This is a genomic window from Mesorhizobium sp. M0088 (genome assembly GCF_040322895.1).
In the GTDB taxonomy this organism is placed as follows: Bacteria; Pseudomonadota; Alphaproteobacteria; order Rhizobiales; family Rhizobiaceae; genus Mesorhizobium.
This window is the reverse complement of sequence record NZ_JAMYUI010000027.1, coordinates 85010-106547: the sequence shown is the minus strand read 5'-3', so window position 1 is coordinate 106547 and position 21538 is coordinate 85010. Positions and strand designations below refer to the sequence as shown.

The window sequence follows — 21538 nt, the reverse complement described above, 5'->3', positions numbered from 1 at the left end:
GGTCCCGGTATGATAAGGGAAAAGGTGGCGCAAGCGCCGGCTGCATCGGGTGCGGCCCCGACGCTTCTGGCGCTGCGTGGCGTCGGCAAGGTTTTCTCCAACGGCGTGACGGCGCTCAACGATGTCGACCTGACCATCAGGGAAGGCGATTTCCTCAGCCTGCTCGGGCCGTCGGGTTGCGGCAAGTCGACGGCGCTGCGGCTGATCGCCGGCCTGTCGACGCCGACCTCCGGCGTGCTCGACTGGCGCGGCGGCGGCTCAGCTGACCGCTCGAACATCGGCTTCGTCTTTCAGGAGCCGACGCTGCTGCCCTGGGCCAACATCTTCGACAATGTCTGGCTGCCGCTGCGGCTGAAAGGTATTTCCCGTGCCAAGGCGGCACCTGCGGTGACGGAAATGCTGGCGCGGGTTCACCTGACCGGTTTCGAAGACGCGGTGCCGCGCGAACTGTCCGGCGGCATGAAGATGCGCGTCTCGATCGCACGCGCCATGGTGACCAAACCGCGCGTGCTGCTGATGGACGAACCGTTCGCGGCACTCGACGAGATCACCCGCTTCAAGCTCAACAATGATCTCCTGGACCTGTGGCAGGACGAACGCTTCACCGTCGTCTTCGTCACCCACAGCGTCTTTGAAAGCGTGTTCCTGTCCAACCGCGTCGTTGTCATGGCGGCGCGGCCGGGCCGGGTGTTCGACGAACTTGCCATCGAGGCCTCCTATCCGCGCGATGAGGTGTTTCGCACCTCGCCCGACTATGCGGCACTGTGCCGTCAGGCTTCCGATGTGCTGGTCAAGGCCATCAATTCAACAGCAGGCGCGCATCATGACGGCCATTGACGAGCGGGCGCTCGAACTCGACCCCGAGGAGGCGCGCCGCGTGCGCCAGGCGCGGTTCGAGCGGATCGGCCGATGGGTGCTGCCGCTGGCGATCATGATCCTGGCGATCTGGCTGTGGGATCGCATCTGCGTCTGGAACGAGATTCCGCAATACATCCTGCCACGCCCGGGCGTGGTTCTGTGGACACTCTACAACGATGCCGGCTTGCTGTTTTCCTCGCTGCTGGTGACCTTGCGCATCACCTTCCTCAGCCTGGCTCTGGCGGTCATCGGCGGGGTCGGGCTGGCGGTGCTGTTCGCACAATCGAAATGGGTGGAGATGTCGTTCTTCCCCTTCGCCATCGTGCTGCAGGTGACGCCGATCGTGGCGATCTTTCCGCTGATCAACATCTATGTGAACGACCAGACGACCAAGCTTCTGCTGTGCGCCTGGATCGTCGCCTTCTTTCCGATCCTGTCCAACACCACGCTTGGCCTCAACTCCGTCGACCGCAATCTGCGCGACATGTTCAAGCTCAACGGCGCGACGCGCTGGCAGCAACTGCGCTATCTCAGGCTACCGGCGGCGATGCCCTATTTCCTCGGCGGGCTGAAGATCGCCGGAGGCCTGTCGCTGATCGGCGCCGTGGTGGCCGAGTTCGTCGCCGGCACCACCGGCCAGTCGTCCGGTCTTGCCTCACGCATCATCGAGGCCGGCTACCGGCTCAACGCGCCGCGGCTGTTCGCTGCGCTGTTCCTGATCTCGCTGACCGGCATTTTGATCTTCCTCGTGCTGTCGCTGATTTCGCATCTCATTTTGCGGCGCTGGCACGAAAGCGCACTGAAGCAGGAGCGCTAGGATGACTGAAAGGTTGGCGCGAAGCGCCCCCCTCTGTCCTGCCGGACATCTCCCCCTCAAGGGGGGAGATTGGCTGTTGTCACGACCTTCGCCAATCTCCAACGTTGAAAAAAAAGAGCCGGCGCGGACGCTGCCAATCTTCCCCCTTGAGGGGGAGATGTCCGGCAGGACAGAGGGGGGCAACGCTTGATACCAACCTTCGGCTCTTACCATCTCGCCAATGTTCGCCTTCATCGCTCACTGGCACCAGGCCTTTCCGCGCCCTTCGATGCTGACGGCTTCGGGCTTGCCGACATCGCTGTGGCCGACGGGAAGATTTCCAGCATCACCGCGCATGACCGATCGAAAGCGCCTGCCGATGCGATCGACCTCGCCGGCCGTATAATCCTGCCATGCTTCGTCGACTGCCACACGCATATCGACAAGGGCCATATCTGGCCGCGAAAGCCCAATCCTGACGGCACGTTCTTGGGCGCGTTGAATGCCGCCGGTGCCGATCGCGTGGCACGCTGGAGCGCCGAGGATTTGGCACGGCGGATGGATTTTTCACTGCGCTGCGCCTACGCGCATGGCACCAGGGCGCTGCGCACCCACATCGACAGCGTCGCGCCGCAGGAGGAGATCTCCTGGCCGGTGTTCGAGACGATGCGCGAGGCATGGTGCGGCCGTATCGAATTGCAGGGCGCCTGTTTGCTCGGCATCGAAGGCGTGCGTGACAAAAAGTGGTTCGACAGACTGGCAAAGAGGGTTGCCGCGGCCAAGGGCGTGCTCGGTGTCGTCACCTATATGGTGCCGGACCTGGAAGAACTGCTCGACCATGTCTTCGCGCAAGCCATCAAGCATGGCCTAGATCTCGATTTCCATGCCGACGAGACCGATGATATCTCCGCCATATCGTTGAAGAAGATCGCCGAGGCCGCTCTCTGGAACGGTTTCGAAGGAAAGATCCTCGTCGGCCATTGCTGCTCGCTCGCGCGCCAGCCGGACCTCGATGTGCTCGATACGCTGGACAAAGTGGCGAAGGCCGGGCTCGCCGTCGTCTCGCTGCCGATGTGCAATCTCTATCTGCAGGACCGGCGCGGCGACCAAACCACGCCGCGCTGGCGCGGTGTGACGCTGCTGCACGAGATGAAGGCGAGGGGCATTCCGGTGGCAGTCGCTTCCGACAACACGCGTGATCCCTTCTACGCCTATGGCGATCTCGACATGCTGGAGGTCTACCGCATGGCGACGCGCATCCTGCATTTGGACCATCCGGTCGCCGACTGGCCGCAAGCGGTCACCGCGACGCCGGCCAAGGTGATGCGGCTTGATGGCTTCGGCACGCTTGCCGCCGGCGGCGATGCCGATTTCATCCTGTTCAAAGGCCGAAGCTGGACGGAATTGCTCTCGCGACCCGAATCGGATCGCATCGTGGTGCGCGGCGGCAAGGCGATCGACCGGCAATTGCCCGACTATGCCGAACTCGACGAACTGATGGTGGGATAATGGACGTTTCGGCGCTCAAACGCGATCTTGACGGGCTCAAGGTCGACGACAACCCGGCCATCGTCCAGCAGAAGAGCCGTGACTTCTACTGGTACAGCCCGGTGCTGAAGCAGCAACTGGACCATGTCACCGGCGATCTGATCGTGACGCCAAGGAATGAGACCGAACTGATACGCGTGCTTGCCGCGTGTCATTGCCATGGCGTGCCGGTGACACCGCGTGGCAGCGGCACCGGCAATTACGGCCAGGCGATGCCGCTCTCCGGCGGCGTCGTGCTCAACCTTGCCGAGATGAACGAGATCAAGTCGATCGCGCCAGGTCGCGTTGTGAGCGCACCGGGGGCGATCCTGGCCGATATCGACAAGGCGACGCGGGCGCATTCCGGGCAGGAGCTGCGGCTGTCGCCCTCCACCTACAACACCGCTTCGATCGGCGGCTTCATCGCCGGCGGTTCGGGCGGCGTCGGCTCGATCAATTTCGGCGGCCTGCGCGATTTCGGCAACGTGCTGCGCCTGCGCGTGGTGACGATGGAAGCCGAGCCGAAAGCGCTCGAACTCACTGGCGAGGATCTGCACAAGGTGACCCACGCTTACGGCACCAACGGCATCATATCGGAGGTCGAGATGCCGCTGACCGCGGCTTATGAATGGATCGATGTCATCGTCGGCTTCGACGCTTTCATGGATGTCGCCCGCTATGGCAATGCGCTGGCGTGTCAGGACGGTATCCTGACCAAGCTGATCACGCCGATAGCCGCACCCGTGCCGCAGCTCTATTTCAAGCGGCACCAGAAGTTCCTCCGGGAAGGGCAAAGCATCTGCGTCGTCATGGTGGCGCGGCACGGGCTGGACGCTTTCCTTGCCTTCACCCGCCGTGCCGGTGGCGAGGTGATCTACAATGCGGCCACGGCGACGCCGGACGACAAAAAGGGCCTGCCGCCGGCCTATGAATTGGCCTGGAACCACACCACGCTGAGGGCGCTGCGCATCGATCCTTCGATTACCTATCTGCAGTCGCTCTATCCCTTTCCCAACCAGCTGGCGCTGGTCGAGAAGATGGATGCGATGTTTCCCGGCGAGGTTTTTTCGCATCTGGAATTCGTGCGGCTGGACGGCAACATCACCTGCTTCGGCCTGCCGCTGGTCAAGTTCACCACCGAAGCGCGGCTAGACGAGATCGTGCGCTTACATGAGGAGAATGGCTGTCCGATCTTCAACCCGCATCGCTACACGCTGGAAGAGGGCGGCATGAAGCAGACCGACGCGGTGCAGCTCGCTTTCAAGCGCGAGACCGATCCGCAAGGGCTGCTCAACCCCGGCAAGATGATCGCCTGGGAGAACCCGGACTATGACTATCGTTCAGGCCGGACATTCCTTTTCAAGGGGCTGCAGAGGGCAAGCTGATGACCAGCGTGTGGCGCCGCACCCCCCTCTGGCCTGCCGGCCATCTCCCCCTCAAGGGGGGAGATCAGACTGCCGCGCTGCTTTCGCTAACCATCAACGTCGCAGATAGGCAGCAACGCGGAAACCGCCAATCTCCCCCCTTGAGGGGGAGATGCCCGGCAGGGCAGAGGGGGGTGCCTCGCGCTGACCTGCAGGATGTCCTCCGATGAACATCCTCGTCCTTTACGCCCATCCGGTCGAGACCAGCTTCAATGCCGGCCTGCATTGGATGATCGTCGAGCGCCTGACGGCGGCGGGCCATACGGTTGACGACTGCGATCTCTATGCCGAAGCGTTCGATCCGCGGATGACGCGCCAGGAGCGGCTGGACTACCACAGCCAACGCGGCGCCGCTGACGCTGCCGCGCCTTATGTCGAACGCCTGCTGCGCGCCGATGCGCTGGTGCTCTCCTATCCGGTCTGGAACTACGGCTTTCCGGCGATCCTGAAAGGCTTTTTCGATCGCGTCTTCCTGCCCGGCGTTTCGTTCAAATTGGTCGACGGCAAGGCGCAGCCGTCGCTGCACAACATACGCAAGGTTGCCGCGGTGACAACCTATGGCGGCAGCCGATTCCGCGCCATGCTGATGGGCGATCCGCCACGCAAGCTGATCAAGCGCATGCTGCGCGCCACCGTAAAACCGGGCGCGCCGGTGAGCTATCTCGCGTACTACGCGATGAACCTGTCTACCGACCAAACGCGCAAGGCTTTCACGATCAAGGTCGCGGCCAGCATGGACGCCTTCTGATGCGCGCGCTGGTGGTCTACTGCCATCCGGTGCCGGACAGCTTCTGTGCAGCAATTCGCGATACCGCCATCGACGTGCTGATGCGACGGGGCTGGGAGGTGCGGCTGCTCGACCTCTATGCCGAGAAATTCGACCCGGTGATGGGCTGCGACGAGCGGCGCTCCTACAATGACCAGGCGCCGCAGGATCCGGCACTGAAGCCGCATTTCGAATTGCTCAACTGGGCCGAAGCGATCCTGTTCGTCTATCCGACCTGGTGGTACGGACTGCCGGCGATGCTGAAGGGCTGGCTCGACCGGGTGTGGGCGACGGACGTCGCCTTCAAGCTGCCGGCGGGCAAGGGGCGGATCAAGTCGCTGATGACGCATGTAACCAAGGTCGGCGTCATCACCACCTGCGGCGCGCCGACCTGGTGGAGCGTCGTCGTCGGCCAGCCGGGACGCAAGACCCTGCTGCGCGGCATGCGGGCGCTATGCGCGACGCGCTGCCGGACGTTTTTCCTGGCGCACTATTTGATGGATGCCTCGACGCCGGCAACGCGGGCGGCGTTTCTGGCGAAGGTGCGGGCGAAGTTGGAGCGGTTTTAGGGAATTAGCGTCCTTCTCCCCGTTTACGGGGAGAAGATGCCTGCAGGCAGATGAGGGGCAGCACGAACATTGCAGAGGTTGGCGCCGCCCCTCATCCGGCCCTTCGGGCCACCTTCTCCCCGTAAACGGGGCGAAGGAAGAGAGTGCTACATCCTCGTCCGCTCCGACTTCGGATCGTACATCGGCTTCAACGACGCTTCCGCCGCAAAACGCTCGCCGGCGATCTCGATCTCATAGGTTGAGGCCAGCAGATCGGCCTCGCTCTCGCCCTCGCAAGGCACATAGCCTAGCCCGACCGCGCCGCAGAGATGATGGCCGTAATTGCCTGAAGTGATCGGGCCGACGATCTTGCCGTCGCGCAGGATCGCCTCGTTGTGGAAGAGCAGGGGCTCTGGATCCTTCAGGCGGAACTGGACGAGCCGGCGTGACAGGCCGGCTTCCTTCTTGCGCAGCACGGCATCGCGGCCGATGAAGTCGCCCTTGGCGGTCTTCACCGCGAAGCCAAGGCCGGCTTCCAGCACATTGTCCTCGTCGGTGATGTCATGGCCGAAATGCCGGAACGCCTTTTCGATGCGGCAGGAATCCAGCGTGTGCAGGCCGCAGAGTTTTAGGCCGACATCCGCACCTGCCTCATCGATCGCCTCGAAGACATGAGCCGCCTGGTCGGTCGAGACATAGAGTTCCCAGCCGAGTTCGCCGACATAGGTGACGCGATGCGCGCGGGCCAGGCCCATGCCGATCTCGATCTCCTGGAACGTGCCGAACGGATTTTTATCATTGGAAAAATCGTTGGGGCTGACCTTCTGGATCAGCTTTCTCGCGTCCGGGCCCATCAGGCAGAGCACGCTTTCGGCCGCCGTCACGTCGGTGATGACGACGAACTCGTCGGCGACGTGCTTGCGCAACCAAGCCAGGTCGCGCTGCAGCGTGGCGCCGGGGACGACGAGGAAGAAAGCCGTTTCCGACAGCCGCGAGACCGTCAGGTCGCTCTCGATGCCGCCGCGCTGGTTGAGCATCTGGGTGTAGACGATCTTGCCCGGGGCGACGTCCATGTCGTTGGCGCATAGTCTTTGCAGGAAGTGCCGAGCGTCGCGGCCCTCGACACGGATCTTGCCGAACGAGGTCATGTCGAACAGGCCGACGCCATTCCTGACCGCGAGGTGTTCTTCGCGCTGGTTGTCGAACCAGTTCTGGCGCTTCCAGGAATAGCGGTATTCGCGCTCCTGGCCCTCGCGTGCGAACCAATTGGCGCGCTCCCAACCGGCGACTTCGCCGAAAACGGCGCCGCGCGCCTTCAGATGCTCATGCAGCGGCGAACGCCTGACATTCCTCGAGGTCGCCATCTGGCGGTAGGGGAAATGGTCGGCATAGAGCAGGCCGAGCGTTTCGGAGACGCGCTCCTTGAGGTAGCGGCGGTTCTTCTGGAACGGCTGTGCGCGGCGGATGTCGACTTCCCACAGGTCGAAGGGGGCTTCGCCGTCATTGATCCACTGCGCCAGCGCCATGCCGGCGCCTCCGGATGAGACGATGCCGATCGAATTGTAGCCGGTCGCCATCCAGTAGCCGGCCAGTTCCGGCGCCTCGCCGAGATAGTAGCGGTCGTCGGGCGTAAAACTCTCAGGACCATTGAAGAAGGTGTGGATGCCGGCGGTCGCCAGCATCGGCATGCGGTTGACGCCCATTTCGAGGATCGGCTCGAAATGCTCCATGTCCTCAGGCAGTTGGTCGAAGCAGAAATCCTCGCTTATGCCGTCCATGCCCCACGGCTTGGCCACCGGCTCGAAGGCGCCCAGCATCATCTTGCCGGCGTCTTCCTTGTAGTAGGCGCACTCATCGGGCACGCGCAGCACCGGCAGACGGGTGAGGCCGGGGATCGGTTCGGTGACGAGGTAAAAATGCTCGCAGGCGTGCAGCGGTATGGTGACGCCGTTCTGCGCTCCCAGTTCGCGGGCCCACATGCCGGCGCAGTTGACGACGATGTCGGCCTCGATCGTGCCTTGCTCTTCGCCTTGCGCCCAGGACACGCCGGTGACGCGGCCGGCCTTGCTGTGGACCTTGGTGACCTTGACATTCTCGACGATGGTGGCGCCGCGCTGGCGCGCGCCCTTGGCCAGGGCCATGGCGATATTGGCGGGGTCGCACTGGCCGTCGAGCGGCAGATGCACGGCGCCGACGACATCGGAAACATTGAGATGCGGGTACATCTCGCTGACTTCCCTGGGCGAAATCTCGCGGACATCGACATCGAAGGCACGCGCCAGCGATGCTTGCCTGTAGATCTCGTGCTTGCGCTCCTCGGTCAGCGCCACGGTGATCGAACCGACCTGGCGCATGCCGGTGCCGACCTCGGTCTCGGCTTCCAGCTTGACGTAGAGGTCGGCGGAATATTTCGCCAGCCGCGTCATGTTCTGCGAGCCGCGCAGCTGGCCGATCAGGCCGGCGGCATGCCATGTCGTGCCCGACGTCAGCTGTTTGCGTTCGAGAAGCACGATATCGGTCCAGCCAAGCTTGGCCAGGTGATAGGCGACCGAACAGCCGGAAACGCCGCCGCCGATGATGACCGCCCTTGCTTTGGCGGGAACTGCCTTGGCGGTCATGCTGCCTCGCGACGGTAGCTGGAAGCAAAGCGGCGCAGACGAAGTGCAGCTTCCTGCAGCACCGGTTCGGGCTGGCAGAGACTGATGCGAATGTGGCCGGCGGCCGCCTCGCCGAAGCTGGAGCCGGGCATGACGCCGACCTTTTCCTTGTCGAGCAGGGCCCAGGCGAATTTCTCATCGTCCGGTTCGACGGCCGAGATGTCGAGCATGACATACATGCCGCCCTCCGAACCGCGCACGGTCACGTCGTTCATGCCCCGCACGGCGTCGAGCAAGACGGTGCGGCGTGCCGCGTAACGTTCGGCGATCTCCTTGACGCCGTAACGGTTCTCCAGCGCCTCGGAACAGGCGATCGAGATGAAGGCCGGCAGGCCGTAGGTCGTCACCAGATTGAGATTGATCATGAGCGTGATCATCTCCTCCGGTCCCGTCAGCCAGCCCATGCGCCAGCCGGTCATGCCGTGGCTCTTGGACATCGAATTGATGACCAGCGTGCGCTCGGCCATCCCTGGCAGCGAGCGCGGCGAGACGTGCTCGCCGCCGCCGAGCGTCCAGTAGACTTCGTCCGACAGCAGCCAGAGGTCGTGCTCCCGGCAGACTTCTGCCAGTTGCTCCAGCCGCTCGCGCGAATAGACCGCACCTGTCGGATTGTTCGGCGTGTTGATCAGGATGGCGCGCGTGTTCGGCCGGATTGCCGCGCGGATCATGTCGGCACGTGGCTGGAAGCCATCCTCGGCCGGTGTCTCGACGACGGTGAAATCAGCGCCCGCGGCGCTGAACGTGTTGGGATAGGTGGCGTAGTAGGGCGCCACGACGATGGCGTGGTCGCCCTGGTCGAGCACGCCCTGCACAGCGGCGTAAAGTGCGGCCTGTCCGCCCGGCGTGGCGATCACCTGATCCGGCGACGTTTCGACGCCGGTGCAGGCGCTCGAGGCCGCCGCCATCGCCTTGCGCAGGCGCGGCAGGCCGGGAAGCGGGGTGTAATGATGATTGCTGCCGCGAACCGCGGTTACACAGGCTTCGATCGTCTGCGAAGGCGTGTCGAAATCATGGTCGCCGACCGACAGCATGATGATGTCTTCGCCGGCCTCCTTGCGCGTCCAGGCGGCGAAATGCACTTCCCAGCCGTCCTTGCCCGAAGGCACGATGCCGGAAATGCGCGATGATGGTCTAGGCATGCAAAACTCCCGAAATTTCGTAGCCGGCCTGTTCGAGCCGGTCGCGCAGAGCGGCGATGTGCGGTGGTCCGACTTCGCAGCAGCCGCCAACGATGCTTGCCCCAGCCTCGACCCAGCCGATCGCCTGGTCGGCATAGGCATCCGGGCCAAGGTCGTGACGAGCGTGCAGCACATCGACGGTGCCGCCGTGCTTGAGTGCTTCGGTTGACGTGAAGCCATTGGCGTAGGCGCCGATCGGGCCGCCGAGGTCGATCAGTTCAGGCAAAGCCGCGGCGATTGCTTCCGGCCGGCAGCAATTGACCAGCCGCGCGGCGACTGCCAGGCCGTCGAGCGCGCTTGCCGCGGTGGCTATTGCTTCGCCGCTGCGCAGCCGCGGCTTGCCGTGGTCGGCCAGCGTCCACGACACCCATACCGGCTTGCCGCTTTCCGATGCCGCGGTGACCGCCGCGCGGGCTTCGTCCGCCGACGCCATGGTTTCACACAGGAACAGGTCGACGCCATCGGCCTGCTCGGCAACGATGCGGCGGTAAATATCGAGCGTGTCCTGGAAGGAAATGGTCAGTGCCGGTGCATAGCTGCCGAAAAGCGGCGACAGGCAACCGGCGATGGCTGCATCGCCGGCCTCGTCGCGGGCCTGCCTGGCCAATTCGATGCCGCGCTTCTGCAATGGCTTGAAGAGGTCTTGCGCACCTTCACGCGCCAGGCGTTCGGGCGTTGCCGAATAGGTGTTGATGGTGATCACGCGGGCGCCGGCGCGGATGAATTCCGCGTGCAGGTCGCGCACCAGATCCGGTTCGTCGATCAGCACCCTGGCCGACCATAGCGGCGTCGGCTCGGATTTGCTGCGACGGACCAGTTCCTGGCCCATGCCGCCATCGGTGAGGATGATTTTCTTCATGCGCGCAGCCTTTCGTTCTTCGGATCCCACAACGGTTCATCCTTCTGCACGATCGCCTGAAAGCGGTCACCGAAGATTTCGACCTCGACTGATGTGCCTGGCTCGGCCAGATCGGCGCGCAGCATGCCGAGCGCGATCGACTTGTCGACCCGGTGGCCCCAGCCGCCGGACGTCGTCTCGCCGACGATCTTGCCGTCATGCCACAGCGTCGACACCGAAGGGGCGTCACAATCGCCGGGATTTTGCACGACCAGCGTGACGAAGCGCTTCTTCACGCCTTGCTGCTTTTCGTTCTGGAGTGCCGCCTTGCCGCGGAAGTCGGGCTTGTCCCATTTGACGAAGCGCTCTAACCCGCCCTGCAGGATCGAATAGTCGGTCGACAGGTCGCCCTTCCAGGTGCGGTAGCCTTTTTCGAGCCTGAGCGAATCCAACGCATACATGCCGAATGGCTTCAGCCCATGTTGCTGGCCTGCCGCGCAGACGGCGTCGAAGATGGCTGATGTGTCGTCCACCCTGGTGTGGATTTCCCAGCCGAGTTCGCCGGCGAAGGAGACGCGCACGAGTTTGGCCCAGCGACCGGCGATCTTTGTCTCCTGATGCGTCAGCCATGGCAAAGTGAGGTCGGCTTCGCAGACATCGGCGAGGATTTTTCGCGAGTTCGGGCCTGCCAGGATCTGGGTCGAGAATTCCTCGGTCCGATCGATCAGCTTGAACGGTGCGTCCTTGGGCATGCGCGATTTCAGCCACTCGAAATCGTGCCATTGCGCGACCGCCGCGGTGATCAGCGTCATCAGGTTGTCGTCGTGGCGCACCACGGACATTTCGGTGACGATGCGGCCCTTGTCGTCGGCGAAATAGACGAGACCGAGGCGGCCGGGCTTCGGCACCAGGCCGGTGACCTGCAGGCTCAGCCATTCGGCGGCACCGGGACCGTCGAGGTTGAAGCGCGAGAAGCCCGGCAGGTCCAAAATGCCGGCGGCGTCGCGCACGGCCAGGCATTCCTCGCGCACGCGATGATGCCACGGTCCGTCGCGGCGGAAGGTCAGCGTGGCTTCCTCGGAAATGTCATCGCCGTCTTGTGCGTACCAGGTGGCCCGCTCCCAGCCATTATAGGCGTCGAAGCGGCCGCCGAGCGCCTTGATGCGATCATGGATCGGAGACAGCTTGCGGTCGCGGCCTTCCGGCCAGGCATGGCGCGGGAACTGGATGGCATACTCGTTGCCGTAGATCTCCATGCCCTTGGCGACGCAATAGTCCGGCGCCGAGGCAAAGGAGGTGAAGCGGCGCGGGTCGCACGACCACATATCCCATTCGGTCTGGCCCTCTGTCACCCATTCGGCCAGCACCTTGCCGGCGCCGCCACCCTGGGCAATGCCGAAGGTGAAGACGCAGGCCTCGAAGGCATTGGGAACGCCGGGCATCGGGCCGATCAGCGGATTGCCGTCCGGCGTGTAGGGGATCGGCCCGTTGATGACCTTGGACAGGCCGGCGGTGCCAAGGATCGGCACGCGGGCGACGGCATCGGCCAGATAATGTTCCAGCCGGTCGAGGTCGTCGGGGAACAGTTGAAAGGAAAAATCCTCCGGCATCGGGTCGTTGTGGGTGGCCCAATGCGCGCGGCAATTGCGCTCATAGGGGCCGAGATTCATGCCGTTCTTCTCCTGGCGCAGATAGTAGGAGGTGTCGACGTCGCGCAGCAGCGGCAGTTTCTTGCCCTGTTCCTTCGACCATGCCGCCAGTTCGGGAATCTCCTCGAACAATATGTACTGATGGCTCATCACCATCATCGGCACGTCGCGGCCGAACATCCGGCCGACTTCGGCGGCGCGGTAGCCGGCGGCATTGACGACGATCTCGCAGCGGATCTCACCTTGCGCCGTCTCGACCACCCACTCGTCGTTCTCGCGGCGCACGCCTGTGACCGGGCAGAAGCGGATGATCTTCGCGCCCATGTCGCGCGCGCCCTTGGCCAGCGCCTGGGTGAGCTGCGCCGGATCGATGTCGCCGTCGCTCGGGTCGTAGAGCGCGCCTTTCAAATCATGCGTCTCGATGAAGGGATAGCGGCGCTGGATCTCGTCGACGCCGACAATGTCGATGTCCATACCCTGGTAGCGGCCCATGCCCTTGGCGCGCTGAAATTCCTGCATGCGCTCTTTCGTGTGGGCAAGGCGCAGCGAGCCGGTGACGTGATAGTTCATGGGATAGTCGACCGCGTCGGCCAGCCCGCGATAAAGCTCGGTCGAATAGCGCTGCATGTTCATCAGCGACCAGGACGAGGAGAAAGTCGGCACGTTGCCGGCGGCATGCCAGGTCGAGCCCGAAGTCAGCTCGTTCTTTTCCAAGAGCACGCAGTCGGTCCAGCCCGCCTTGGCGAGATGGTAGAGCGCGGAGGTGCCGACGGCACCGCCTCCGATGATCACCACACGCGCCGTGCTCGGCAAACCCGCCATGTTCTTCTCCAAACTTTAACTCAATAGACGGGTGGTGAAACCACCCAGATGACAATTGCCGGCTCCGCGCCCGGATTGCGCCAGCGGTAAGGCTTGCCTTCAAAGCGAAAGGAGTCGCCTTCGCCAAGCCGATGCCAGACACCTCCGATCTCGATGTCGAACAGCCCGGAGGCGACGTATCCAGCTTCTTCGGTCGGCCGCTGCGCCTCGGCCTTCAGTTCCGCGCCCGGCGCGAAGACCGAACGCACCATCTCGAAGCTACCGCCGAGATCGGGCGACAGAAGCTCCTCCACCAGGCCGGATTCGCTTGTGCCAAGCGTGCGGCGCCTGCCGGCGCGCACGACCACGCCGCGCTCGCTTTCGACAGGTACGTCATGGCTGAAGAACAGGCTGATCGGCACGCCGAACAGTTCGGCGAAGGCTCGGAGGTCACCGAGCGACGGCGTCGACAGACCGCGCTCGACCTGGCTGACCCAGCCGACCGAACGGCCAAGCTTCGAGCCGATCTCGGCGAGTGTCAGCCCGCGCGCCTTGCGCAGGGCCCTGATATCGCCGGCCAGCACGCGTTCGTCAGGTACCTGCAATGTTCTAGCGGTAGTCGAAGGCAAAGCGCTCACTTTATGAAAAAATCTGGCCAAATTTCATGAGAAGTCAAGCTCATGAAAAAATCAAGTAGATTTTCACCGATGCACAAGATTTGCTTGCGCGATTTTGACGGTTCATGCAAAGGCTCCGCCGAGAGCGGCGAGTGGGGACGTCCGATCGAGACAAAGGGTAAGGGACGGCCCATGCTGGAAAATAACCCCCGAATTGCGGGCGATGCCGAGATTGTCGACGAGGCGATCCTGTCGCGCCGTTCGGTGCGGGCATTCCTGCCCGACATGGTCGACGACGACACCATCCGCGCCATTCTGGCGGTTGCGGCGCGTGCCCCATCCGGCACCAACATGCAGCCATGGAAGGTCTATGTCACCAAGGGCGAGAGCAAGCAGCGGATATCAGACGCCATTCTCAATTCCGGCATTCGCGCTGAAAAAGCTGATTGGGACGAGTACCGGTATTATCCCACGCAGTTCTTCGAGCCGTATCTGACCCGCCGCCGCGCCAACGGTTTCGGCCTCTATGGCGCGCTCGGGATCGGTCGTCGCGAGGTCGACAAGATGCGCGCCCAGCACGACCGCAACTTCGTCTTCTTCGACGCCCCGGTCGGCATGATCTTCACCATCGACCGCCGCCTCAACCAGGGCTCATGGATCGACTACGGCATGTTCCTGCAGAACATCATGGTCGCAGCAAGAGGCAGGGGTCTGCACACCTGTCCGCAGGCGGCCTTCGCGCCCTATCACCGGCAGATCAGGCCGGTGCTCGACATTCCGGACGAAGAGATCGTCGTCTGCGGCATGGCGCTTGGTTATGAAGATACGTCAAAACCTGAAAACGCCTTCCGCACCGACCGCGTGCCGCTGGAAGAGTGGGTGACGTTCAGCGAGTAGCTCGGGTGGCAAAGGCCACCTGACTATCGATGACATGCACTATTCGGTGTTCATCTGTGCGCTGTGGCCACTGACATGGGCACCGTCCTGTGGCGTCAGCTTGAGATAGGCAAGCAGCGCGCAGAGCGTGATGATGCCCTCGATGACGAACAGGATGCGGAAATCGTTGGCGACGGCTGCACCGCCGCCGGCCAGAAATGACAATGCCGCCGCAGCCAGGCCGACGCTGATCGCCACCGCCAGCTGCCATAATATGTAATAGAGCGCGCTGAAGCGGGCGAGCTGCTCGGGCGCGATGTCGGAATAGGCGAGATTGCCGGTCGAGGCCCATTGCGCGGAGCGGAAGACGCCGAAGACGAAGATGTAGGTCAGCACGATCCACACCGGCGTCGTCGCCTGCATCAAGGCGAAGCCGGCGACCATCACGGCGACGATCGGGGTGTTGTAGACCAGCACGCGGCGAAAGCCGAAACGGTTGAGGACACGCGGCATGAAGAAGCGCATGGCCACGGAGCCGACCGCGGCGACGAAGGTCAGCGATCCCGCCTGCACCGCGCTCATGCCGAAGCCGAGCTGGAACATCAAGGGCAGCAGGAACACCACCGAGCTGAGGCCGATCGTGTCCAGCCCGCCGCCGGTGAGGAACGAAATGCGGAAGGTACGGATGCGCAACAGCTTGAGATCGAGCAGCGGATTGCGCACGCGCAGGCAGTAGAACGAGGCGATGGTCAGGATGACCAGCGCCAGCGCCAGTTCGGCGGCGATGATGCCGCCTGCGGCATCCTTGGCAGCAAGCGAATCCATGCCGAAGACGAGCAGGACCATGCCGCTGCCGACCAGCAGGAAGCCCGGAAAATCGAACGGCGTGCGCACGGGCTTGGTCATCGTCGGAAACAGCGAGGCGGCAAGAATTGCCGCCGCCAGCGCGAACGGCACGTTGATGAAGAAGATCCAGCGCCAGGAAATGTAGGTGGTCAGCGCGCCCCCGACGAGCGGACCGACCAACGGTCCGGACTGGCCGGCGAGTGATATGTACATGTTGATCTTCAGCGTTCGGCTGCGCGGAAAGGTCGACAGGATGACGACCTGGCCGAGTGTGCCCATCAAGGCGCCGCCAAAGCCTTGCAGCGCACGCGCACCAACCAGCATCCAGATGTTGTCGGACAGTCCGCAGAGCGCCGACGAGGCGGCGAACACCAGCAAGGCAAAACAGTAGACATTGCGCAGTCCGAAGCGGTCGGCGGCCCAGCCGCCAAGCGGCATCGAGATGATCAGGCTGGCGACATAGACGGTAATCAAGAGGCCGAGCTGGCTGGGCGGACGGCCGAGGCTTTGGCTGATGCCCGGCAGCGCGGTCACCACGACATTCTGGTCGAGGCTGGTCATGAACACGCCGCAAGCAACCGTCAGCGGCAGCAGGAGCAGGGCTCTGGCCGGCATATCGGCGCGATCCGTGGCGCCGGCGGATAGTTCTGCGGTCATTGAGATGTTCGAACCAAACGAATGTGCCGACTCTTGAAGAAGGGATTTCATATCCCTCGGGCCGGTTGGGCGGCCACGTTTTCGCACCATGGGCGCCGGCGGCCCGATTCTCTAGCGGCAGAAGCGGCTGGCGTTGATGCCAGATGTGGGCAACGCGGCCATCCGGCCGCGCCGCCTACTGCACCTCGTAGCCGACTTCCTCGCTGGCATGGCAGAGCGCCTTCCAGAAAGAGCGTGCGAACGAGCGGAAGACATAGATGTCGAACTGGTCGGCACTGGTCCGCTGGATCTGGGCGAAGATGTCGTGATGGGTGGTCGAACGGCCGGCGCCGACCGGAAAGGCCGGCAGCGCGAAGTCGATGGCGAAGAATTTCGCCAGCACCCATTCGGCCTTCGGCCCGGCAATGCGGATGGCGGTGCGGCCGTGCGAGAGGTCGGTCACGGTGCCAATGGCGGGGGTCACCACTTTGGCAAAGGCCGCAGCCAGGCCTTCGGCTTCATCGGCAACGGTGAACTTTCCCGGCGCGAAGCCGAACACCGATTTCACGCCGTCGCTCAAGCCGCCGCCGGCGCCATCGGGCAGGGCAAGCCCGGTGACGGTGCGGATGGCTGCTATCAGCTTCTTCTCCTCGCCGGGCCACGCGGCGAGCTGCACGATCGAGCCCGGCCTTGTCTCGGTCAGGATGATCTCGACGCCGTGCTCGAAATTGCCGTGCGAGCCGACATGGAATTCAGGCTCAAGCGGCGACAAGGGTTCGGGTGATTGGCGCTCAACCATGCATGCGGCTCCCGTCCGGATCGAAGAAGTGGTTGGAGACGATCTCGACCGGTCCAAACCGGTTGCGCAAGGGATCGGAGACATGAGCGCGCGTGCCCTGCCGTGCCTTGCCGCCCTTGACCAGCGCCAGCGCGATATGCCTGCCGAGCGCCGGTGAATAGCAGCAGGCGGTGATGTGACCGATCGAGCCGTGCGGATTGGCCTCGTCAACCTCCTCGACGATGTGCGCGCCGCCATTGAACGGCCGGTTGTCGAGGGCGATCAGGCCGACCAGTTCCAGGCGATCAGACGCGATCAGGCCTTCGCGGTCCATCATCGCCGAGCCGATGAACGGCTTCTTCTTCGACAACATCCAGTCGAGATGCAGGTCGCGCGCCGTGGTGCGGCCGTCGATCTCGGCGCCGGTGACGTGGCCCTTTTCGATGCGCATCGTGCCCAGCGCTTCAAGCCCGTAGGTGACCAGCCCGAACGGCTTGCCTGCTTCAACAAGCGCTTCCCAGACATGGGTGCCGTGGCCGGCGCCGGAATAGACCTCGAAGGCCATTTCACCGGAGAAGGACAGCCGGCAAATCATCACCGGCACGCCTGATATTTCGCCACGTACGATGCCCATGAAGGGCAAGGCGGCGTTGTCGACCGATGTGCCGGTGACACAGGCGGCGAGGATCTGCCTGGCCTTCGGCCCGCCGATCGCGGCCCCCGCCCATTCGTCGGTCACCGAGGTGACGTGGACTTTCAGCTCCGGCCAGATCACGTCGAGGAAATATTCCAGATGCTGCATCACCTTGCCGGCATTGGCCGTGGTGGTGGTCATCAGGAAATCCTGCTCGCCAAGCCGCCAAGTGGTGCCGTCGTCGAAGGCCAGGCCGTCCTCGCGCAGCATCAGGCCGTAACGTGCCTTGCCGATGGCGAGCGTCGAAAACATGTTGGTGTAGACGCGGTCGAGGAATGCGGCGGCGTCGGGGCCCTGCACGGCAATCTTGCCCAATGTCGAGACATCGACGATGCCTGCGCTTTCGCGTGTCGCCTTGGCTTCGCGCACATAGGCCTGTTCGACCGTCTCTCCGGCATGGCCGTAGATCATCGGGCGATACCAGAGGCCCGCTGAATACATGGTCGCGCCGTTGGCCAGATGCCAATCATGCATCGGGGTCAATCGTTCGGGCTTGAGATCGCCAAAACGTTCCGCCGCCAGCGAGCCGATCGACACCGGCGCAAAGGGTGGCCGGAAGCGTGTCGTGCCGACCTCGGGGATCGGCTTGCCCAGCGCTTCGGCCATGATGGCAAGGCCAGGCACGTTGGAGCTTTTGCCCTGGTCGGTCGCCATGCCGAGCGTGGTGTAGCGCTTGAGATGCTCGACCGAGACGAAGCCCTCGCGGTGCGCCAGCCGCACGTCCTCTGCCGTGACGTCGTGCTGGAAATCGACGAAGCTCTTGCCCTTGGCCCTGATCTCGAACACCGGGGCGGGATCGGGATCGCCGGGTACGGCTTCTACCACCGGCAATACAGAAGGCGTGCTCTGCCCGCCTGCGGCGGCGAGGCCGGCGGCGCGTCCTTCGGCGAGCGCTTCGAGCGTCGAAAAACTGCCGGTGAAGGCGCCGGCGCCAATCCAGCTCTGTGTCGGCTTTGGCGGCAGGAAAGCTTGCCGCGCGGCGTTCCATTCCGCCTTGGCGCCGGCCTGGCTGGCCAGATGGATGGTCGGCGACCAGCCGCCCGACATCAGCAGGCAATCGGCATGGATGCTGCGTGCATCACCGATGAGCGTGCCGTTGGTCATGTCGAAGCGCTGCAGTTTGAGGCCGGACAGCGCCTTGCCGCCTTCGGTGGCAACGACGGCATGGCCAGCGAAGATCTCGGCCTCGGCTTCCGCGGCCAGCTTGCGCATCTCCGGCGAAAGCTCCGGCCGGACGTCCGCGATGGCGACGACCGCGGCACCGGCCTTCTTCAAGGCGACGGCGGCGCGGTAAGCGCTGTCATTGTTGGTGAACAGCGCGATCCGCTCGCCCGGCAGCACGCCGAACTCGTTGGCGTAGCGCTCGGCTGCATGCGCCAGCATCACGCCCGGCCGGTCATTGCCGGGGAAGACCAGCGGTCGTTCGAACGCGCCGGTGGCCAGGACCACGGATTTGGCACGGATCGCCCAATAGCGATGGCGCGGCTCGCCCTTGCCTGGATGATCCTTGTGGTCGCTGACCCGTTCGAGCGCGGCAAGCGTGTTGTTGTCGTAATAACCCCACACCGTGGTGCGTGGCAGAAGCCGGACATTGTCGCGGCCTGCGAGCTGGGCGACGGTGCGGCGTGCCCAATCTGCGGCAGGCGCGCCATCGATCGTTTCCTCGGACCAGTTGGCCGAACCGCCGAAAAGCGGCTCGAGATCTGCCAACATGACGCGAGCGCCCTGATCTGCGGCGGCCTTGGCGGCCATCAGGCCGGCCGGGCCGGAGCCGACCACCAGCACGTCGCAGAAGGCGTTCATGCGCTCGTAGCGGGCCAGGTCCTTTGCCGATCCGGCACTGCCGAGGCCGGCGGCGCGGCGGATGAAGTGTTCGCAGAACATCCAGAAGCGCGTGCCTTTGAGCGGACCGAACACCGGTCCCATGAAGGTCTTGTAGTAGAAGCCGGCCGACAGGATCTTGCCGCCCAGCTGGTTGACGGCGTTGATGTCCCAGGCCAGCGAGGGAAAGCGGTTCTGGCTGATGGCCACCAGCCCGTCATGGATCTCGACCATGGTCGCTGGAATGTTGGGTTCACGAACCTCGCCCTTCAGCACCGTCACCAGCGCGTTGGGTTCCTCGACGCCGGCAGTCAGCAGGCCGCGCGGGCGGTGGTACTTGAACGAACGTCCGTAAAGCGTGACGCCCTTGGCCAGCAGGGCTGACGCCAGCGTGTCGCCGGCATGGCCGGTGTAGGCTGTGCCATCGAAGGTGAAGCGGATGGTTTTCAGCCGGTCGATGCGGCCGCCGGTGTCGGTGCGGCGCGGGCTCATGCCTTATCCTCCGCCTTGCGGTGTGCGGCCGAACCATGGTCGCCGCGCCCTTGATGATCACCGCGCACAAAGGCGACGCTGGAAATCTCATGCGTCAGCGTGTTACGCACGACGCGCAGATGCGCGCGGCAGCCGCCGGAATGCTGCCAGATCTCGTTGTGATCCCCGGCCGGGTTCAGCCGGTCATAGACATAGGCATTCCACGCCTCGAAATTCTGAGAGGCAGGATCGGGGCGCTCGCGGTTGCCGTCACCCTGATAGGTGAACTCGATGACGTCGCGCGGACCGCAATAGGGGCAAGTGATCAACATTGAACTCTACCTAATGCCTAATGCAGCCGCGGGTTTGCACCCTGGCCCTTGTCGTCGATCACCAGGCCGCGGTGGAAGCGGTCGAGGGTGAAGGGGGCGTTGAGATCGTGCGGCTGGTCCTTGGCGATGGTCCAGGCAAAGCACCAGCCGGAAGCCGGCGTCGCCTTGAAGCCGCCATAGCACCAGCCGCAGTTGAGATACATGCCGGGCAGGGGACCGGCGGTGATGATCGGCGAGCCGTCCATCGACATATCGCAGACGCCGCCCCAGGAGCGCAGCATGCGCACGCGGGCAAGGCCGGGGAACAGCGCCAGCATCTCGCTCATCACCTCGTCGACGACCGGCAAATTGCCGCGCTGGGCGTAGCTGTTGTAGCCGTCGATGTCGCCGCCATAGATGAGGCCGCCCTTGTCCGACTGCGACATGTAGAAATGGCCCATGCCGAAGGTGACGACCGTGTCGATGAAGGGTTTCAGCGATTCCGTGACGAAGGCCTGCAGCACATGGCTCTCGATCGGCATCGTCTCGATGCCGGCCATCTGCATGACCAGTCCGGTGCTGCCGGCGACCGCCACGGCCACCTTCCTGGCGCGGATGTCGCCGCGCGAGGTGGACACGCCTGATATGCGGTCGCCGTCGCGCAGAAAGCCGGTGACCTCGCAATTCTCGATGATGTCGACGCCGCGACGGTCGGCGCCACGCGCATAGCCCCAGGCCACCGCATCGTGGCGGGCGGTGCCGGCGCGGCGCTGCATCAGGCCGCCGACGACCGGGAAGCGCGCGCTGTCGGAGATATCGAGCGCCGGAATCAGACGTTTGATCTCAGCCTTCGTCATCAGTTCGGCATCGACGCCGAGATGGCGCATGGCGTTGCCGCGCCTTGCATAGTCGTCGAACTGGGCCGGCGTGTGCGCCAGGTTCAGGCAGCCGCGCTGCGAGAACATGACGTTGTAGTTGAGCTCGTGCGAAAGGTTTTCCCACAGCTTCATCGAGTGTTCGTAGAAGCGGGTGTTGGCCGGCAGCAGATAATTCGAGCGCACCGCCGTCGTGTTGCGGCCGACATTGCCGGAGCCGAGCCAGCCCTTTTCCACAACGGCGACATTGGTGATGCCGTGTTCCTTGGCAAGATAGTAGGCGGTCGCCAGCCCATGACCGCCGCCACCGATGATGACGACGTCATAGGACGCCTTCGGATCCGGCTTGCGCCATGCCGGCTTCCAATCCTTGTTTCCCTTGAGCGCGTTCGCGAGCAGCGAAAAGGCCGAGTACTCTGCCATTGATGTCATCCGGTTCGGGCGATGGGGCAGACTATAGAGCAGGCCGCACCCGCAAAGCCAATATTGCGCCATCGCCTTTCGACTGGCCGACGCCTGGGATGGGATCACTCGGAGTGAGTGATCGGTGGCGCCAATGATCGGGTGGGCT

The 21538-nt window shown here is 63.9% G+C and carries 17 protein-coding genes; 7 read left to right on the top strand and 10 right to left on the bottom strand.

What is annotated here, in order from left to right:
* Positions 1-9: 9 nt before the first annotated feature.
* The 6 genes from NKJ67_RS27970 to NKJ67_RS27945 all read left to right on the top strand — a co-directional run bounded on the left by NKJ67_RS27970 (position 10) and on the right by NKJ67_RS27945 (position 5940).
* Positions 10-837, top strand: a complete 828-nt coding sequence (locus NKJ67_RS27970; RefSeq protein ID WP_352584426.1) for an ABC transporter ATP-binding protein — start codon at positions 10-12, stop codon at positions 835-837.
* Positions 824-1675: an ABC transporter permease gene (locus NKJ67_RS27965; RefSeq protein WP_127268481.1), complete on the top strand. Its 852-nt coding sequence runs from the start codon at positions 824-826 to the stop codon at positions 1673-1675. The genes NKJ67_RS27970 and NKJ67_RS27965 overlap by 14 nt, the downstream gene beginning before the upstream one ends.
* 186 nt (positions 1676-1861) lie before the next feature.
* Positions 1862-3163 carry a cytosine deaminase gene (locus NKJ67_RS27960; protein WP_352584424.1) on the top strand — a complete coding sequence of 434 codons (1302 nt, stop codon included), beginning with the start codon at positions 1862-1864 and terminating at the stop codon, positions 3161-3163.
* A complete protein-coding gene (locus NKJ67_RS27955) occupies positions 3163-4566 on the top strand; it encodes an FAD-binding oxidoreductase (protein WP_352584422.1) in 1404 nt (467 codons plus the stop codon). Before NKJ67_RS27960 ends, NKJ67_RS27955 begins: the two co-directional genes overlap by 1 nt.
* Before the next feature lie 205 nt (positions 4567-4771).
* Entirely contained in the window at positions 4772-5353 is a 582-nt protein-coding gene (locus tag NKJ67_RS27950; protein ID WP_352584420.1) for an NAD(P)H-dependent oxidoreductase, read from the top strand.
* On the top strand, positions 5353-5940 hold the full coding sequence (locus NKJ67_RS27945) for an NAD(P)H-dependent oxidoreductase (protein ID WP_127332377.1): 588 nt from the start codon (positions 5353-5355) through the stop codon (positions 5938-5940). Before NKJ67_RS27950 ends, NKJ67_RS27945 begins: the two co-directional genes overlap by 1 nt.
* Before the next feature lie 146 nt (positions 5941-6086).
* Here the strand turns inward: NKJ67_RS27945 and NKJ67_RS27940 are convergent, their stop codons facing one another.
* Genes NKJ67_RS27940 through NKJ67_RS27920 form a run of 5 tightly spaced genes read right to left on the bottom strand, consistent with a single transcriptional unit; the run spans position 6087 to position 13647 of the window.
* The gene (locus NKJ67_RS27940) at positions 6087-8537 is read right to left on the bottom strand and encodes a GcvT family protein (protein WP_352584417.1); all 2451 of its coding nucleotides are present in this window, start codon (positions 8535-8537) and stop codon (positions 6087-6089) included.
* The gene (locus tag NKJ67_RS27935) at positions 8534-9715 is read right to left on the bottom strand and encodes a pyridoxal phosphate-dependent aminotransferase (protein WP_027034771.1); all 1182 of its coding nucleotides are present in this window, start codon (positions 9713-9715) and stop codon (positions 8534-8536) included. Before NKJ67_RS27935 ends, NKJ67_RS27940 begins: the two co-directional genes overlap by 4 nt.
* Positions 9708-10613: a homocysteine S-methyltransferase family protein gene (locus NKJ67_RS27930; protein WP_352584415.1), complete on the bottom strand. Its 906-nt coding sequence runs from the start codon at positions 10611-10613 to the stop codon at positions 9708-9710. The genes NKJ67_RS27935 and NKJ67_RS27930 overlap by 8 nt, the downstream gene beginning before the upstream one ends.
* Positions 10610-13063 carry a GcvT family protein gene (locus NKJ67_RS27925; RefSeq protein WP_352584413.1) on the bottom strand — a complete coding sequence of 818 codons (2454 nt, stop codon included), beginning with the start codon at positions 13061-13063 and terminating at the stop codon, positions 10610-10612. The genes NKJ67_RS27930 and NKJ67_RS27925 overlap by 4 nt, the downstream gene beginning before the upstream one ends.
* Positions 13064-13083: 20 nt before the next feature.
* Positions 13084-13647, bottom strand: coding sequence for a helix-turn-helix domain-containing protein (locus NKJ67_RS27920; RefSeq protein ID WP_127269323.1), 564 nt, complete (start codon positions 13645-13647; stop codon positions 13084-13086).
* A gap of 204 nt (positions 13648-13851) precedes the next feature.
* On the opposite strand from NKJ67_RS27920, the gene NKJ67_RS27915 reads away from it, so the two are divergent.
* On the top strand, positions 13852-14556 hold the full coding sequence (locus NKJ67_RS27915) for a nitroreductase (RefSeq protein WP_164762705.1): 705 nt from the start codon (positions 13852-13854) through the stop codon (positions 14554-14556).
* A gap of 39 nt (positions 14557-14595) precedes the next feature.
* Here NKJ67_RS27915 and NKJ67_RS27910 read toward each other — a convergent pair whose 3' ends face one another.
* From NKJ67_RS27910 to NKJ67_RS27890, 5 genes are all read right to left on the bottom strand, one after another.
* Positions 14596-16038, bottom strand: coding sequence for an MFS transporter (locus NKJ67_RS27910; protein ID WP_352584411.1), 1443 nt, complete (start codon positions 16036-16038; stop codon positions 14596-14598).
* Between the two features lie 175 nt (positions 16039-16213).
* Positions 16214-16816, bottom strand: coding sequence for a sarcosine oxidase subunit gamma (locus NKJ67_RS27905; RefSeq protein WP_127398087.1), 603 nt, complete (start codon positions 16814-16816; stop codon positions 16214-16216).
* Entirely contained in the window at positions 16809-19802 is a 2994-nt protein-coding gene (locus tag NKJ67_RS27900) for a sarcosine oxidase subunit alpha (protein WP_352584409.1), read from the bottom strand. The genes NKJ67_RS27905 and NKJ67_RS27900 overlap by 8 nt, the downstream gene beginning before the upstream one ends.
* The gene (locus tag NKJ67_RS27895) at positions 19799-20113 is read right to left on the bottom strand and encodes a sarcosine oxidase subunit delta (protein ID WP_352584407.1); all 315 of its coding nucleotides are present in this window, start codon (positions 20111-20113) and stop codon (positions 19799-19801) included. Before NKJ67_RS27895 ends, NKJ67_RS27900 begins: the two co-directional genes overlap by 4 nt.
* 17 nt (positions 20114-20130) lie before the next feature.
* Positions 20131-21390 (bottom strand): sarcosine oxidase subunit beta, encoded by a 1260-nt coding sequence (locus NKJ67_RS27890; protein ID WP_352584405.1) that lies wholly within the window; start codon positions 21388-21390, stop codon positions 20131-20133.
* Positions 21391-21538 lie beyond the last annotated feature (148 nt).